Annotated in this window: 12 protein-coding genes and 1 pseudogene; 6 read left to right on the forward strand and 7 right to left on the reverse strand. The window is 52.2% G+C overall.

The window, feature by feature from the left end:
• Positions 1-113: 113 nt before the first annotated feature.
• Positions 114-8,696 (forward strand): GH36-type glycosyl hydrolase domain-containing protein, encoded by an 8,583-nt coding sequence (locus IM299_RS15905; RefSeq protein WP_193357797.1) that lies wholly within the window; start codon positions 114-116, stop codon positions 8,694-8,696.
• 19 nt (positions 8,697-8,715) lie between these two features.
• On the opposite strand, the gene IM299_RS15910 is transcribed toward IM299_RS15905, so the two are convergent.
• On the reverse strand, positions 8,716-8,949 hold the full coding sequence (locus tag IM299_RS15910) for a hypothetical protein (RefSeq protein WP_004132711.1): 234 nt from the start codon (positions 8,947-8,949) through the stop codon (positions 8,716-8,718).
• 153 nt (positions 8,950-9,102) lie between these two features.
• Between IM299_RS15910 and IM299_RS23110 the strand changes: the two genes are divergently transcribed.
• The 5 genes from IM299_RS23110 (at position 9,103) to IM299_RS15930 (ending at position 12,967) form a co-directional block, all read left to right on the forward strand.
• Positions 9,103-9,279 (forward strand): YnfU family zinc-binding protein, encoded by a 177-nt coding sequence (locus tag IM299_RS23110; RefSeq protein ID WP_214579372.1) that lies wholly within the window; start codon positions 9,103-9,105, stop codon positions 9,277-9,279.
• Between the two features lie 79 nt (positions 9,280-9,358).
• Positions 9,359-9,631, forward strand: coding sequence for a hypothetical protein (locus tag IM299_RS15915; RefSeq protein ID WP_023322470.1), 273 nt, complete (start codon positions 9,359-9,361; stop codon positions 9,629-9,631).
• 206 nt (positions 9,632-9,837) lie between these two features.
• Positions 9,838-10,746, forward strand: a complete 909-nt coding sequence (lpxP, locus tag IM299_RS15920) for a kdo(2)-lipid IV(A) palmitoleoyltransferase (RefSeq protein ID WP_188245867.1) — start codon at positions 9,838-9,840, stop codon at positions 10,744-10,746.
• A gap of 772 nt (positions 10,747-11,518) precedes the next feature.
• A complete protein-coding gene (locus IM299_RS15925) occupies positions 11,519-12,508 on the forward strand; it encodes a glycosyltransferase (protein WP_163387550.1) in 990 nt (329 codons plus the stop codon).
• A 3-nt stretch (positions 12,509-12,511) separates the two neighbouring features.
• Positions 12,512-12,967: a hypothetical protein gene (locus IM299_RS15930; RefSeq protein WP_224255597.1), complete on the forward strand. Its 456-nt coding sequence runs from the start codon at positions 12,512-12,514 to the stop codon at positions 12,965-12,967.
• Positions 12,968-13,046: 79 nt separating this feature from the next.
• On the opposite strand, the gene IM299_RS15935 is transcribed toward IM299_RS15930, so the two are convergent.
• The 6 genes and pseudogenes from IM299_RS15935 to IM299_RS15960 form a co-directional block, all read right to left on the reverse strand.
• The gene (locus tag IM299_RS15935; protein ID WP_227013128.1) at positions 13,047-13,421 is read right to left on the reverse strand and encodes a TA system toxin CbtA family protein; all 375 of its coding nucleotides are present in this window, start codon (positions 13,419-13,421) and stop codon (positions 13,047-13,049) included.
• Between the two features lie 49 nt (positions 13,422-13,470).
• The gene (locus tag IM299_RS15940) at positions 13,471-13,830 is read right to left on the reverse strand and encodes a type IV toxin-antitoxin system YeeU family antitoxin (RefSeq protein ID WP_163387548.1); all 360 of its coding nucleotides are present in this window, start codon (positions 13,828-13,830) and stop codon (positions 13,471-13,473) included.
• Positions 13,831-13,852: 22 nt separating this feature from the next.
• Positions 13,853-14,075, reverse strand: a pseudogene (locus IM299_RS15945) (DUF987 domain-containing protein).
• Positions 14,076-14,088: 13 nt separating this feature from the next.
• Positions 14,089-14,571: a DNA repair protein RadC gene (gene radC / locus IM299_RS15950; protein WP_188245866.1), complete on the reverse strand. Its 483-nt coding sequence runs from the start codon at positions 14,569-14,571 to the stop codon at positions 14,089-14,091.
• Complete coding sequence (locus tag IM299_RS15955; protein ID WP_163387546.1) at positions 14,568-14,801, reverse strand: hypothetical protein; 234 nt, start codon at positions 14,799-14,801, stop codon at positions 14,568-14,570. Before IM299_RS15955 ends, radC begins: the two co-directional genes overlap by 4 nt.
• A gap of 10 nt (positions 14,802-14,811) precedes the next feature.
• A complete protein-coding gene (locus IM299_RS15960) occupies positions 14,812-15,291 on the reverse strand; it encodes an antirestriction protein (protein ID WP_064351562.1) in 480 nt (159 codons plus the stop codon).
• Positions 15,292-15,311 lie beyond the last annotated feature (20 nt).

The raw sequence follows: 15,311 nt of genomic DNA on the forward strand, positions 1-15,311 counted from the left end.
GTTAGATTCCGGCAGCTGTTAAATCCCTGATGCCTGACGCACATCCTGAGAGAACGTTTCTGAACTGATTTCGCAACTGCTCCTGCGCGCTAATGTCGCATCAGAGCAATGCTATGAAAATGAACCCCAGAGCGTGGTTTAACCGCTCCCGTATTCCGATGAATGCTGCCGAAAACGTAACGTTTTCGGCGAACGATCCTGCAAGCGAAAGCACTCCGCGGCCAGAACTCTTTTCGACTGCCCAGATGGAACGCTATGGTCAGAAGCTGGCGCGGACCCATAAAGTATCACCGGATAAACATCCCTATTATCTTCTGAAACGGCTTGGCGACAATGAGGCCGTTATCACCCAAAACTGCTATGAGCTTAATGCAGGTAAAAAGACCAGTATCATGCCCGCCGGGGAGTGGTTGCTGGACAATTATTATCTGATTGAGGAACAAATCCGTACCGTCCGCCAGCACTTGCCGAAAAGTTTTGGTAAAGGTCTCCCGTCGCTGATGTCGCCGCTGAATTGCCCAAGAATTTATCATATCGCATCAGAGGCCATTGCTCACGGTGATGGCCGCTGGGATGCCACCAGTCTGACCAGCTATCTCGCTGCCTATCAACAGGTGACTCCGCTGACACTAGGTGAAATCTGGGCATTACCGGGAATGCTGCGCCTGGCGCTGATTGAAAATCTTCGTCGTATCAGTATGGAAGTGATAAAAGCGCAACAGGACAGAAACCTGGCAGATACGTGGATAACCAGGATTTTCGAATGTGCAGAGAGTGCGCCTGGTGATTTAATTATGGTGGTTGCCGATTTGGCTCGCTCCTGTCCTCCGTTATCCAGCGCGTTTGTCGCAGAACTGGTGCGGCGTCTGCAGGGGCACGGCAACGCGCTGTCGTTACCTCTTACCTGGGTTGATCAGTGCCTTCGGGAACAGGGAGTCACCACTGACATTCTCATAAATAACTTCAATCAACAGCTTGCCGCCAGCCAGCTGTCTGTCAGTAACAGCATCGCAGGTCTGCGATTACTGGGTGAAACGGACTGGGCTGATTTCGCCGAAACGATAAGCGTCGTCGAACAGGCATTAAGAAATGATCCTGCCGGTATCTATCCCCGGATGCACTTCAATACCCGGGATCATTACCGGCACGTAGTTGAGGTCCTGGCCAGAGACAGTGGGCTCAGCGAGCCTGAGGTTGCTGACAGGGTGCTGGCGCTTTCAGAGGAAAAAGCCCCCAATACACCGGAACATCATATTGGTTATTATCTCGCCGGCGAAGGTCGACAGGCACTGGATATACATCTTCTGGCAGACACCTCAAGACTCATACGCTTGCGGCACAGTTTCAACAGAATAACCCTGCTGTCATGGCTTGGCAGCCTGGCGTTGTTGACAACCGCAGCGACCGCGGCAATATTGCACGAAACTGCCATGCAGGGCGCAGGTTGGTTGTTAATCGCGGTGATATTACCTCTGGTTATCGCTTTAACTCAGTTAATGAGTGATTTACTCAGTGACGCAACCACCCGTTTTCGCGTTCCTCGCCCCTTGCCGGGGATGGATTTTTCAGCCGGTATTCCCGCTGACAGTGCCACTATGTTAGTCATTCCCTGCATGTTGACCAGCCACGAAAGTTTCAGCCAGCTCCTCACCAGTCTTGAAGTTTGCTGGTTGGGGAATGAAAACGAAAATCTCAGGTTCGCGCTGCTCACTGATTTTGCAGATTCTGAAAATGAACCCTCGCCGGAAAGTCACGCGCTGCTCAGACAGGCTATCGCTGATACGCAGGCGCTGAATCGGCGCTACCCCTCCGGCCGACCACGTTTTTATCTGTTACATCGTCAGCCTGAATGGAACCCTGCAGAACGAGTATGGATGGGATATGAACGCAAGCGGGGAAAACTGGCGTTGCTCAATAGCTGGCTACGCCAGCCCGGGAAACAATTCGTCAGCGCTGCAGACATGCCTGCCCACCTTTTACCGGATCACATTAAATACGTCATTACCCTGGACAGTGATACGGTGTTGCTGCGCGATACGGCTCACAAACTGGTCGCGGCGATGGCCCATCCGTTGAATACGCCAGAGTATGATCCGGTACGCCAGAGGGTGGTCAAAGGATTTGGTATTTTACAACCCGGTCTTGCGGAGGAGATACCACGTAACGGTCAGGGGCGTTACGCCGCCCTGCGCAGCAGCATACCGGGTAATAACCCCTATTCTATGATGTCTTCGGATATCTATCAGGATCTCTTTGGGGAAGGATCGTTTGTGGGCAAAGGGATTTACGATGTTGACATTTTTATGCAGGCCACTGCCAATACCTGCCCGGAAAATCTGGTTCTCAGCCATGATCTCCTCGAAGGGTGCTATGCGCGCTCGGGTCTGCTGAGTGAGGTGTTACTCTACGAACAGTACCCTAATAATTATCTGTCCGACGTTGCACGCCGTTCACGCTGGATCCGGGGTGACTGGCAACTGCTTAACTGGCTGAAACCACACGTCAGAAAAGCCGATGGAACCCGTACCCGGAATCCACTGACCGCGCTTTCTTACTGGAAATTACTCGACAATCTGCGTCGCAGCCTGGTAGCCCCCTCCTTACTGGTATTGCTGTTCTTCACTCTGCTTTGGGTACCCAATCCGGTTTACTGGCTGGGCATACTGTTGCTGATATGGCTGTTGCCAGCGCTCCTCTGCATTAGCCACGACCTTCTGCATAAACCTCTGCGTCGCCGCGTGAAGTCGCATCTGTTACTGGTGGGGGCGGGCGCGCTAAAGCGTCTGTCAGGTATCAGCCTTAATTTTGCGATACTGCCGCACGAAGCCGGATATTCGCTGAAAGCGATCGCCGTGACGCTATGGCGACTGGGGATAAGCAGGCGTCACCTCAGCCAGTGGGTCAGCCACAGCCAGGACAGCAGTCAGGCCAGACCCACTGTTGCACGTTTTTATCAGGCGATGTGGCTGAACGCTGCCGGTGGCGTGGCGCTGACAATACTGACCGGACAATTTGCCCCACAGCTGCTGGGGATTGCGTTACCGATCAGTTTGGTATGGTGTGTGGCACCGCTGCTGATGAGCTGGCTGAGTCGCCAGCCCGTGCGTAAGGTTTTTTCGCCTAATCAGGAACAAAAACAGCTGTTACGCCAGACAAGCCGTGAAATCTGGGCTTTTTTTGAAACATTTGCCACAGCAAAAGAGAACTGGCTTCCGCCTGATAATTATCAGGAAATACCACAACCGACGGTGGCACACCGAACTTCTCCTACCAATATTGGTCTTTCACTTATGGCTAACCTGACGGCATGGGACTTTGGCTACCTGCCTGGCGGAGAGGTGCTCCGGCGCGTGTCGCTCACGCTCGACACGATGGATAAAATGGAGCACTACCGGGGCCATCTCTACAACTGGTATGACACCCGTACGCTGGTCCCCCTCAGTCCACGCTATATCTCCAGCGTCGACAGCGGCAATATGGCCGGGCATTTATTGACCCTGCGTGCAGGCCTGTCCGCCATGCGTCATCAGCCTGTTTTAAGCAACCAACAGATACTGGCAGGACTGAACGATACGCTGGATATTCTGGAAAAACAGTGGGGTAAGAACCCACCTGACAGCCTGAGACTGCTGCGCAAGCATTGCCTGAACGCGGTGTCGCTCTCTCCGCAGGCGCTTTTCAGCGAACTGAAAAGCATGCGCACCCAGTGCAACCATCTGACCAGCGCATGTCATCAGGGATCTCCTCTTCAGATGCGCTGGGCTGGACATCTGGAGCATCAACTGGTTCAGCTTTGCCATGAGTGGTCTCTGTTGCTTGGCTGGTTGCCTGCATCCTGGAATGAACAGACGCTGCCGACGCTGAGCGAGCTTGCCCGTCCGACATTAACCGGTACAGGAACGCCTCCGGCGTCAGTGGCGGAGCAGGCCCGAATGCGACTCAATATTATCACCGAGCTGGAACAGCGGCTGGATGAGCATGCCCGGATGGATTTCGCCTTTCTGTACAGTGAAGCAACCAGTCTGCTCAGCGTCGGTTATAACTGTGACACCAATATGCCTGACAAGAGCCACTACGATCTCCTGCCGTCTGAAATCCGCCTGACCAGTTTTCTTGCCATTGCGACTAATCAGCTGCCTCTTAAAAGCTGGTACGCGCTGGGTCGATTGTTTACCACGATTGATAATGAAACTGCCCTGATGTCATGGAGCGGATCCATGTTTGAATATCTGATGCCGAATCTGGTGATGCCCACCTGGCCCGGCAGCCTGCTCGATGAAATGAGTCAGTCGGCGGTTATGCGCCAGATTCACTGGGGGAAAGAACGCGGGGTACCATGGGGTGTTTCAGAGTCTGGCTATCATGCTTTTGATGTTCAGCATAATTATCAGTATCAGGCATTTGGCGTACCGGGGCTCGGTCTGCGCAGGGGACTTGCCGATGACATGGTTGTCGCTCCTTACGCCACGCTGCTGGCGCTGATGGTTTCCCCGCAGAAAGCTTGTGAGAACCTGTTCAGGCTGCAAAAAAATGGTGCATGCGGAGAATACGGTTTTTATGAAGCGCTGGACTATACCCCCTCACGTCTTGCAACCGGTCAGCTCTATGCGGTGGTACAGTCCTGGATGGCGCATCACCAGGGTATGGCATTTCAGGCGCTGGCTCATGTGCTGCTTGATGCCCCCATGACTGAACGCTTTATGTCCAGTACGGTATTCCGGTCAGCGAGTCTGCTGTTACAGGAGCGCGTGCCGGATGCGGTCGATCTGTACAGTCCGCGCCGTCATTTTGAATCTCATGAGGGCATGGTCAAACCCGTTCGCTATGAACCCCGTATTTTCTATAGCGTGGATACCCCCGCCCCGGATATTCAACTCCTGTCCAACGGCCATTATCATCTGATGTTGACCGCGGGCGGGGGCGGTTACAGTCGCTGGAATGATATTGCACTAACGCGCTGGCGCAGTGATACCACCCGTGATAACTGGGGAGCTTTCTGCTACATCCGCGATACCCAGACGGGAGATGTGTGGAGCAATACCTGGCAACCAACAGGCTACACCAGCGGACAAGACGAGGAAGTGTTGTTCACCGATGCGGGGGCAGAATTCAGACGCAGCTTAGGGGGACTCAGCGTCAAAACTCAGGTGGTGATCTCTCCGGAGGATGATGTTGAATTGCGACGGCTCACACTGATTCATCGTGGTCGCAAGCCTCGCTCTCTGGAGCTGACAACTTATGCTGAAGTGGTACTGGCACCTGATGCCAGCGATCTGGCACACCCGGCATTCAGCAATTTGTTTATTCAGACTGAGCTGGCTCCTGAGCGTGACGCTATTCTTTGCCACCGGCGCCCGCGCTCACCGGATGAACCGAGCCCTTGCCTGTTTCACATGATGGTGGTGCACGGCGATAACCGACATAACGTGTCGTTTGAAACGGACAGGGCAAGGTTTATTGGACGTGGCAGAAACCCTGCGAATGCACAGGCAATAGAGACGGGAGGGATGCTAGGCAACACGTCGGGCTCGGTGCTGGATCCGATACTGGCAATTCGCAACGCCATTATTCTGCAGCCGGGGCAGCCGGTTACGATTGATATCATTTATGGCATCAGCGAGACCCGTCAGCAGAGCCTGGCATTGCTGGAGAAATATCGCGATTACCCTATCGCCGATCGCGTCTTTGAACTGGCCTGGTCTCACAGTCTGGTGGTATTGCGCCAGATGAACGCCAGTGAAGATGATGCCACGTTGTTCAATAGTCTCGCCAGCGCTGTGCTTTACCCTGTCCAGGAGCTGCGCGCCGAAGGCCAGGCGATCGGCCGCAACCGACGTGGCCAGTCCGGACTGTGGGGCTGGGCAATTTCAGGGGATCTGCCGATAGTGCTGCTGAGTATAACCAGCGAGGAAAGTATCACCTCAGTGACCACACTGATTCAGGCACACCGTTACTGGAGACAGAAAGGGCTGGATGTTGATTTAGTTATCCTGAATAACAGCCCCGGCGGCTACCAGCAGGGATTACAAAATCAGATTATGGAGTTAATTTATGCCGGGTCTGAAGCCAGTCTGCTGGATAAAAAGGGCGGGCTTTTTGTCCGCAACGGTGAGCATCTCTCCGCTGAGGATAAGTTGCTTTTGATGAGCGTGGCCTGTCTTTATCTTGATGACCGCGCAGGGGGGATTAATGAGCAGCTTAACCAGCGTATTCATACCCTGAAATCGCCGGCAAGGGCATTCATTCCGCGTGCTGTGCGCGAGCGTAATCAACATACGGACTGGAGCCCTGATACCAGTCAGTTATGCCATTTCAATGGGTACGGTGGATTTTCTCAGGATGGGCGGGAGTATCAGATCGTCCTTCGGGAAAATGCGCTTACACCGGCTCCCTGGTCGAACATACTGGCAAATTCTCGTTTTGGCAGTGTGATCTCAGAGGCAGGGCAGGCCTATACCTGGTATGAGAATGCCCATGAATACCGGTTGACGCCGTGGGAGAACGATCCGGTGAGCGATCGCAGCGGCGAGGCATTTTACCTGCGCGATGAAGAGAGCGGGGAGTGCTGGTCGCCGACGGCTTTACCTGTTCGCGGACACGGTGATTACCTGACCCGCCATGGTTTTGGCTACAGCGTTTTTGCCCATCGTGAGAGTGGTATAGACAGCGAGTTGACGGTCCTGGTTGCTGAAGAAGATCCGGTTAAACTGGTGCTCCTGACGCTCACCAACTCTTCGGGACGGACACGTCAACTTTCCGTCACAGGCTATGTAGAATGGACGCTCGGAGAAACACGAACGCGCTCAGCCCCTCACATTGTGACACATGTGGCCAGAACGCCCGGCGGCTGCGGGGTGCTTGCGAATAACTTTTATGGTGATAATGGTGGCGGCCGAACTGCATTTTTTGCCGTCAGCGGTAATGACTGTTCTCTGACAGGGGACCGCCGGGAGTTTATTGGCCGTAATGGTTCCCTTCACGCCCCTTCGGCTATGAAACTGCAAAAGCTTTCTGGTAAGACGGGGGCCGGTCTGGATCCCTGCGGAGCGGTGCAATCGGCGGTTACATTAATTGACGGGGACCAGAGGACGTTTATTTTTATCCTCGGCGCAGAGGAGAATGATGTTTGTGCTCAGGAGACGCTGGCCCGCTACATGAACGAGGATACGGTCCGCCAGGAGCTGAACCGGATTCATAATCACTGGCACAATGTTCTCGATAAAATCGTAGTTAACACCCCCGACACGTCCGTAAATTTACTGGTTAATGGCTGGCTGTTGTATCAGACGGTCGCCTGCCGTCTTATGGCCCGGAGTGGCTACTATCAGTCTGGCGGTGCATTTGGTTTTCGCGATCAGCTGCAGGATACGCTGGCTCTGAGCCACGCTGCTCCGGACCGGATGCGTGAACAGATAATACTCTGTGCATCACGGCAGTTTATCGAGGGGGATGTGCAGCACTGGTGGCACCCGCCACACGGCAACGGTGTGCGTACCCGCTGTTCCGATGACTATCTTTGGCTGCCGCTTGCTGTTTGCCACTATGTTGAAACGACGGGGGATATGGATGCACTGGAAATACGCATTCCTTATCTGGAGGGACGCTCGCTTCAGCCTGGTGAAGAGTCTGTCTATGACACGCCGGTCATCAGCGGCACCGAAGAGACACTCTGGTTACACTGCGTCAAAGCTATTCACTATGGACTTCGCTTCGGGGAGCATGGCCTGCCGCTGATGGGTGCTGGTGACTGGAATGACGGGATGAACCGGGTGGGTATCGAAGGCAAAGGTGAAAGCGTCTGGCTGGGCTTCTTCCTGTACGACATTTTGCAGCGGTTTGCAGCGCTGGCGGAGCGCAGGCTGGATGAAAGCGTCGCCGCGATGTGCCGTTCACAGGCTCTGCGCCTGCAAAGTAATCTCGAAGCCCACGCCTGGGATGGGGAATGGTACCGGCGCGGGTATTTTGACGATGGTACTCCCCTGGGATCGAAAACCTCACAGGACTGCCGGATTGATGCGATTGCGCAGAGCTGGTCTGTATTGTCCGGCGCCGCGAGCCCGGGACGGTGCGCAAAGGCCATGCAGGCGCTGGATAAGCACCTTGTGGATAACGAAGGAGGGCTGATCAAACTGTTAACGCCTCCTTTCGACGGACACGGTCCAAATCCGGGCTACATACAGGGGTACCTGCCAGGCGTGCGGGAAAACGGAGGGCAGTATACGCATGGCGCCATCTGGGCAGTGATGGCCTTTGCCCGAATGGGGAATGCCGGACGAGCCTGGCAACTCTGGTCAATGCTCAACCCTATAAATCATACCCTGAATGCGGACTCTGTCGGGATTTATAAAGCTGAGCCTTATGTCATGAGTGCTGATGTCTACAGCGTCGCTCCCCATACCGGACGTGCAGGGTGGAGCTGGTATACCGGTTCCGCAGGCTGGGCCTGGCGTTTACTTACCGAGGAATTACTGGGGATAAAACGTTCCGGCACTGAGTTTAGTGTTCATGCCCGGTTACCGGATGAGTGGTCGTCTTTTTCTATGGCATATCAATATGGTGAAAGCCATTATCAGATTAGTGTTTCACGCGGCGATGCAGAATATTGCGTGACACTGGATGGTGTTCTCCTCCCTGATGACAGAATACCGCTGAAGGATGATGGACAAAACCATACGGTTGAGATCATTCAGAACTGACACTGAGCCCGGAGGTGCATTAACGTCTGCCGTTAATGCGCTGATTATCCCTGAGAACATCAATCGCAGTCTGCATGGCGATTTTGTCATCCCGCCTTTTTTGTTTGTCCTGCATGACCTGAAGGTATTCCAGCAAGGTGCGGGTATTAATCGGCCGGCCCTGTTTACCCACAGCCAGCACGGCTTCGCCAAGAATAATTTTCACTGGCGGTAGTTGTGCCGGATACCAGTCAAGGGTGTCTTCTGATTTCATCTTAAATTTCTCACGGAAGGGTAGTGTACCATAAATCAGACGTTCAATTTTCAATATCTGATATACTGATTCAGACACAACTTAACATAACTTATGCCAGTTATTTTTATATTAAAGCGTATAATAATTACTGTATTCCTCAGAGAATTATTTATGTCTTATACAAATGGGCTCAGGTATTTTAAAGAAAGACCGGTTCATGTTGCCTGCCCGGCATGCGCACACAGAGCCGATCAAAAAGCAGGTAAACTAAGAAAAGATGCGGTTCTTGAGTGCCCTGCCTGCGGACTGCTCTTCAGACCTTCAGAATGCTGGTGTATCGGCGGCTGATCAGCTTCTGCCACTTAACGTCAGTGATGTCGGGAAATGACAACATTTCTCCTGTACTGCAGTTGTCGAGGGTATGATAATGAAATCTAAAAAAACTGTTTTTATTGAAGGACATATCCTGTCAAACAGCTGTCACGGGCAGGCCGGTCAACCTTTCTGTATTCACCGGGTCAGGTTTAGTAATGGTAAATATGCGATTATACGGGTGGCATCCGGGATATGTTTCAAACCAGGCGAAATTATTCAACGAAACGATTGTGAGTGGTTTTATAAATTTACCAAAATTCGGCTTCTTTCTTTTGAGTACCTTGATGATGATGAATCAAGAAGACAATTTCTTGAGTATCAATGATAAAACATGGATTTATAACAGAATAACTTTGCTGGCTTACAATTCATTCCTGACTCTTTAAATTCTTTACTAGTCATTGCAAAGTTATTTTTTTTTTTTTGAATTTAGATGACTTTAAATTGTCTAAAACAAAATGTATCGCTCAAGACGAATTGCTTCATTGTTTTCCTTTTGCGTTATAACCTTCATTAGCATTAAGGAAATTTATGGCACAGACTTTTACTCATAATTTACTCCATCCCCGCTACTGGCTTACCTGGACTGGTTTGGGTCTGCTGTGGCTTCTCGTTCAACTTCCTTACCCGGTTTTACATACTCTGGGCTCTGGTCTTGGAAAAATATCCAGACCCTTTCTGAAACGCCGGGAAGGGATTGCGAGTAGAAATATCGAACTGTGCTTTCCCGAGATGACACCGTTTGCCCGGAGCCAGATGGTCAATAAAAACTTTGTTTCTCTCGGGCTGGGACTAATGGAAACAGGAATGGCCTGGTTCTGGAGCGATGCGAGAGTCAAAAAATGGTTTGATGTCGAAGGGCTTGAAAACCTGACCGGTGCGACCAGAGGGGTAATGGTTGTCGGGATACATTTTATGTCCCTTGAGTTGTGTGGAAGAGTAATGGGGTTATGCCATCCTATGATGGCAACGTATCGCCCACACAATGATCCATTAATGGAATGGGTACAGACAAAAGGACGTATGCGTTCAAATAAGGCTATGATTAATCGACGTAATTTATCAGGTTTTGTTCATGCGCTAAAAGCTGGTGAAGCCGTGTGGTTTGCACCAGACCAGGATTATGGATCTAAGGGAAGCGTTTTTGCACCTTTTTTCTCGGTAAAAAAAGCAGCCACGACGAACGGAACGTATGCTTTGTCAAAACTCGCTGGTGCAGACTTGCTCACACTTAGCATGATTCGACGTAGCGATAAAAAAGGTTATCACATGTATATCAGCAATCCGCTGTCAGGCTATCCAGGGGAGGACAAGGTCGCCGCAGCGGCTTATATGAACAAGATCATCGAGCGTGAAATTCTCCGTGCCCCTGAGCAATACCTGTGGATGCATCGCAGGTTCAAAACGCGTCCCGAAGGCGAAGTCTCTTTATACAAATGAACCACTCAACTTGTCATGAGCCAGAATCTATCTTTCTTGCCACTGCGTATTTGTAAAAAATGCGATAAAGAATTTTCGATCGGCTTCATGTTAACGATGGCGTAACTGACAACCAAGGTTAATCAATTGAACCTGTGCGGATTTGAAGGTCCGCTTCTCGCTCATAGCAGCCATTCAAAGCGTTAATAATTTTTGTAGATTTTCTATTCCACATAATGTCGGTTATCGGGAATGGCTTGACTATCCAACAGGTAGTGCATTCTTTCCAGTTCAACAAACTGGTCGTACCGATAAAGAGAGCAGGAACACGGATGGCGTGTAAAGCAGAGTGAAAAAGATGATCGATTAAACCGATCGATTTTATAAAATTGATCTGCAAAATGAATTATCCTGCCCGCTAGTGCCTGTGCTAAATTCCCAACAATTCATTTAACGTATTGTTTATTAATTTATTTCCTGTCTTCTGGTGGGCGCCCTTCTTTTGTCCTGCGGACACGGCATGGGAATGCGACAGCAGGTGATGGAATGAAAAGATGTGCCAGATGTAACAAGAAAAGAGGCGTTCTGGACCGGATTTTCGGGCTGGATAAAGAATTCTGCGATGACTGTCTGATGGTGGTTAACCAGGAAATCCGAGAAAAACGAGTGGCATCAACACCAGCACGAAAATCACCGGGATGCTCTTCCTGATAATGTTTCGTACCCGGCAGGTTATTGCCCATGATGGGGTGACAACTCTGAACCTTCCCTCTGTTTACATTCCCTTAGTGCAATGAAAATCAACATCGATATCAGCGTCATCATTCCTGCCTTCAATGCGGCTGACAGTATCGGGGTTCTGGTCCAGACACTGCTTGGCGAAACAACGCTCAGCACTGAAATCATTGTAGTGGATGACGGTTCAACCGACGAAACATGGACGCTACTCAGCGCCATTACAGATGAACGGCTTATTCTCATTCGTCAGGAAAATCAGGGCGTGTATGCTGCCCGTAATGCTGCACTGGCGATTCACCGTGGTGAATGGGTGGTGTTCCTGGATGCGGATGACCGGGTTGCGGCAGATTTTCTGCAGGAGCGGCTGCGCACAGCCCGCGAAGCGCAGGCCGATGTCGTCCTTTTCAATGCCCGGCATACAGACAGCGCCGGACATCTGCGGCATACCGTTCACTGCAGACAGCCTTACGGTCATACGCTGACGGGTCAGCAGTGGATACGCCATTGCGTCAGTCAGAGGGAATGGCCGCATTATCTGTGGCTGCAGATAATCCGTTCAGCGTATATTCGCGAGCATGACCTGCGATTCCAGGAAGGGAAAAGCCACAAGGACATTCTCTGGACGATACAGCTTGCCGCCGCAGATGGCCGATTTTATTTCTCTGACAGACAGGATTACCTGTGGGTGAATAACCCGGCGTCAATTACCCACCGCCCGGATTATTATGATATCCGCGCGTTCAGCTATTGCGACGTGATTGCAGATATTCTGACACTCAGTACACAGACGCAGTACCGATCTGTCAGACGAGCGCTGGTCAGGCATGCGCTGGTGGAAAGCCGCCATTTTCTGGGCCTGTACCGGCGCAGGGTGAATGACCGGTTGGCGGTCCGGGCGCGTTTTCGTGCGCGGATAGCCTTTCGCCATCTGGTACCCGGCGTGAGCAACCTGAGCGATGTCTTTTTCCTCCTGAAGCTGGTCCGCAATATTTATCTGCCTGGTGTCCGCAATACTCCCGCAGCCGTTTCGCAGGTGCGGCGTTAATCCATGGATATCGCAACGCTTCTGGCTCGGTCGTGGCAAACTGCGACAACGGGTGATGACTCCATTAGCTCCGCAAGGGATATCGTCGAACACTGGTATGATAAAGGCGGTGACCTCACCCGACGGACCCGACGGTTTATGCTGCGGGAATGCCTGTGGATAGCCGCACATTACCGGGACACTGAAACGGTACTCACCCGACAGTTTCGCCTGCTGACCGTGTTACTGTATCTGGGCGGTTATTTTCCGAAAGGAAATGCCGACGGCATGCTACCGGAGAAATGTTTCATTTTACTGAACGCCCCGGAATTAAGCCCCATCCTGACAGACGATACGGCCCCTGATGTTCTGGCGGCGTCCTGCCACACCCTCTTCTACCTCAGACGGATATCTCCGTTAAGGTGTTACCGCCATACGCGCTGTCTGAGCGAACATCTGTATCAGTTGATGGAGATCTGATAAAAGCGCCAGTCTTTGTACTGGTACCTGAGGGGCTGAACGCTGACGGTGTTGGCGTCAACGATCAGGGCTAACGTCATTATTTCCCTCCGCTGAATCTGCCACCTGTGATGTCAGTAACGGTTTTATATCCCTTACGGGTCATCAGCCCGGTACCCTTCCGGGCGCGGAGCATATCGATGCTGCCGATGAACGGAGACTGTTCTTTCACGCTGAAACCGTGACAGTCAGTACGTACTAGGTCGTACTTTTCCACGATAAAACTCACCGCGTCACACAGTGAGATGCCCGCATCAATGTGCTTCTGGATCACTCTGTCGTTGCCAAACGGTGTGTCGTTAAGCGTGAGTCCGTAATGTTGCTCCAGCAGATACTTCAGTAATTCTTGCCAGATTTCGACTGTTGACAGACGTGACGATGCCGCCCTTTGAGGGGGCAGGGATTGTATTTGCATGGTTTGCGCTCTTTGTTGGCTGGTTTGACGAAGGAAAAGCGTCCGGGGTTTATGCGGTTGTTGCAGATGTCGGATAAATTACGATGTACAGATAGCCACAGGAGCCGAGCGTATCGGCCTCACATATCAGCCCTTTTGCGTGGAGCGTGATGCAGCGCTGAATGTGGGGCGTGAGTTCGTTGCTGGTCAGCATGAGCTCCATCTGCTTCATCAGTAACGGAAATGCCTGGTCCAGATGGCGTAAATCTGCGTCATTAAATGTCCCAGTGATGCTGGCGCGGTCAGCAAGGTAATGCAGGCGGTTACCCTCCTGTACCAGCCGGGCACCAAAACATGGCGTGACGTTGCGTCTGAGGCCCCACCAGTGTTCCGCGATGTTATGGTTGATTACGCAGGTTGCTTTCTGCATGTAAGTACTCCTTAACGGTGAGTTAATTCAGGGTAACGCTGCGCAGGATCACATACGGACCGTTGCGGTCCTGTCGGCGTTCAGCAAACACGGCCAATACCCCCCCGGATATCCTGCACTTCCCTGCCGTAGTAATGGCAGATACTTCCGAACCACTTATATTTCCCGGTACAGAAGCGAAACAGCCGGGACTCAGAATGCTGGCGGTATATCGCCATTGCCTGACGTTTACTGATGATTCTCATCATTATTCTCTCCCTAAAGCCAGCCACGCTCGGCAAACGAGACGATGTCCATGCCTCCCACGACCAGGTGGTCCAGCAGGCAGATATCCACGAGTTTAAGTGCCTGTTTCAGATGGTCAGTGAGCAGCCGGTCGGCATGGCCAGGTTCCGCATAACCTGACGGATGATTATGTGAAAGCACGATGGCAGCCGCGTTGTATTTCAGTGCGGCCTTTATCACTTCACGGGGATGTACCTGCGTATGGTTGATGGTGCCGGTGAAGAGCGTTTCATGGGCAATAAGACGATGCTGGTTATCGAGGAAGAGTGCCATGAAGACTTCACGCTCAAGCGTGGTGAGCTGCAGACGGAGCCAGTCGCGGACCGCCTGACTGGAGGTGAATGCCTCGCCGGGTTCGCGTAACTGGCGTTCCAGCAGGGTCAGTGCGCGTCTGATAGTGCGCTGTGCGACGGGAGATATTCCCCCGCGGTCAGGGGGACACGTGGTGGTATTCATTTGCTTTTCCTGTCTGTTGACGTATCCGGGACGGATGTGTTGTACAGTTTCACGGCAACGACGAACTCGTTGTGCAGGGATTCGAACCATGCCCAGATATGGAAGAGAGGGGTACCTGCCGGGAAATGCAGGAAGGGTTCGTCGGTCACAACCTCTCCGTCCTCATCCCTGACCGTTGTTTTCCCCAGCGCATCCCTCAGGGCATTAAGATGAGACAGTTCATACGGCATAGCGGGACGCTCAGTCGGTAATGCACATGATGGCGTTGCATTCCGGGTGATTGAGCGCATAGTCACGCAGACGCCAGTAATGTTCCGTCATGGCATCGCATTCTGTGCGGCATGCGTGATGACTGTAAGCGATAAGACAGACCGCAATCCCTGCAGCTTCGGCGCTCATGTCTGCGGCATTGCCATTCATGGCGTTAAACAGCGACCAGAAGGCATCGCTGTCCGTTTCCGGAGCCATGAAGGCTCCGCCGTTGCTGAGAGAATAAAAACTCCAGATACCGCCGCTGTAGTCAGCGCAGAACCGGTCCATCCACGCAAAGACCTGCGGTTCAAGGGTTATCCACTGCGGGATGTTGCCAAAGTGCTGCGGCCAGAATTCCACACGCTGTTCGTCCGCTACGGACATGGCTGTCAGTGCCGGTGCAGAACCGTCATCGCCAGCCTGCAGAGGTCGCTGATTGTTATCGTTAATATTAATTATGTCGGTCATGTTAATTTTCCTTATGCATG

This window comes from Enterobacter cloacae complex sp. P47BA, from assembly GCF_014930485.1.
GTDB lineage: Bacteria > Pseudomonadota > Gammaproteobacteria > Enterobacterales > Enterobacteriaceae > Enterobacter > Enterobacter bugandensis.

What these genes read in the sequence shown, in the direction of transcription:
- IM299_RS15905 (WP_193357797.1), top strand. Translation starts at nt 114, where the DNA reads ATGAAAATGAACCCCAGAGCGTGGTTTAACCGCTCCCGTATTCCGATG.
- IM299_RS15910 (WP_004132711.1), bottom strand. Translation starts at nt 8,949, where the DNA reads ATGAAATCAGAAGACACCCTTGACTGGTATCCGGCACAACTACCGCCA.
- IM299_RS23110 (WP_214579372.1), top strand. Translation starts at nt 9,103, where the DNA reads ATGTCTTATACAAATGGGCTCAGGTATTTTAAAGAAAGACCGGTTCAT.
- IM299_RS15915 (WP_023322470.1), top strand. Translation starts at nt 9,359, where the DNA reads ATGAAATCTAAAAAAACTGTTTTTATTGAAGGACATATCCTGTCAAAC.
- lpxP (WP_188245867.1), top strand. Translation starts at nt 9,838, where the DNA reads ATGGCACAGACTTTTACTCATAATTTACTCCATCCCCGCTACTGGCTT.
- IM299_RS15925 (WP_163387550.1), top strand. Translation starts at nt 11,519, where the DNA reads ATGAAAATCAACATCGATATCAGCGTCATCATTCCTGCCTTCAATGCG.
- IM299_RS15930 (WP_224255597.1), top strand. Translation starts at nt 12,512, where the DNA reads ATGGATATCGCAACGCTTCTGGCTCGGTCGTGGCAAACTGCGACAACG.
- IM299_RS15935 (WP_227013128.1), bottom strand. Translation starts at nt 13,421, where the DNA reads ATGCAAATACAATCCCTGCCCCCTCAAAGGGCGGCATCGTCACGTCTG.
- IM299_RS15940 (WP_163387548.1), bottom strand. Translation starts at nt 13,830, where the DNA reads ATGCAGAAAGCAACCTGCGTAATCAACCATAACATCGCGGAACACTGG.
- radC (WP_188245866.1), bottom strand. Translation starts at nt 14,571, where the DNA reads ATGAATACCACCACGTGTCCCCCTGACCGCGGGGGAATATCTCCCGTC.
- IM299_RS15955 (WP_163387546.1), bottom strand. Translation starts at nt 14,801, where the DNA reads ATGCCGTATGAACTGTCTCATCTTAATGCCCTGAGGGATGCGCTGGGG.
- IM299_RS15960 (WP_064351562.1), bottom strand. Translation starts at nt 15,291, where the DNA reads ATGACCGACATAATTAATATTAACGATAACAATCAGCGACCTCTGCAG.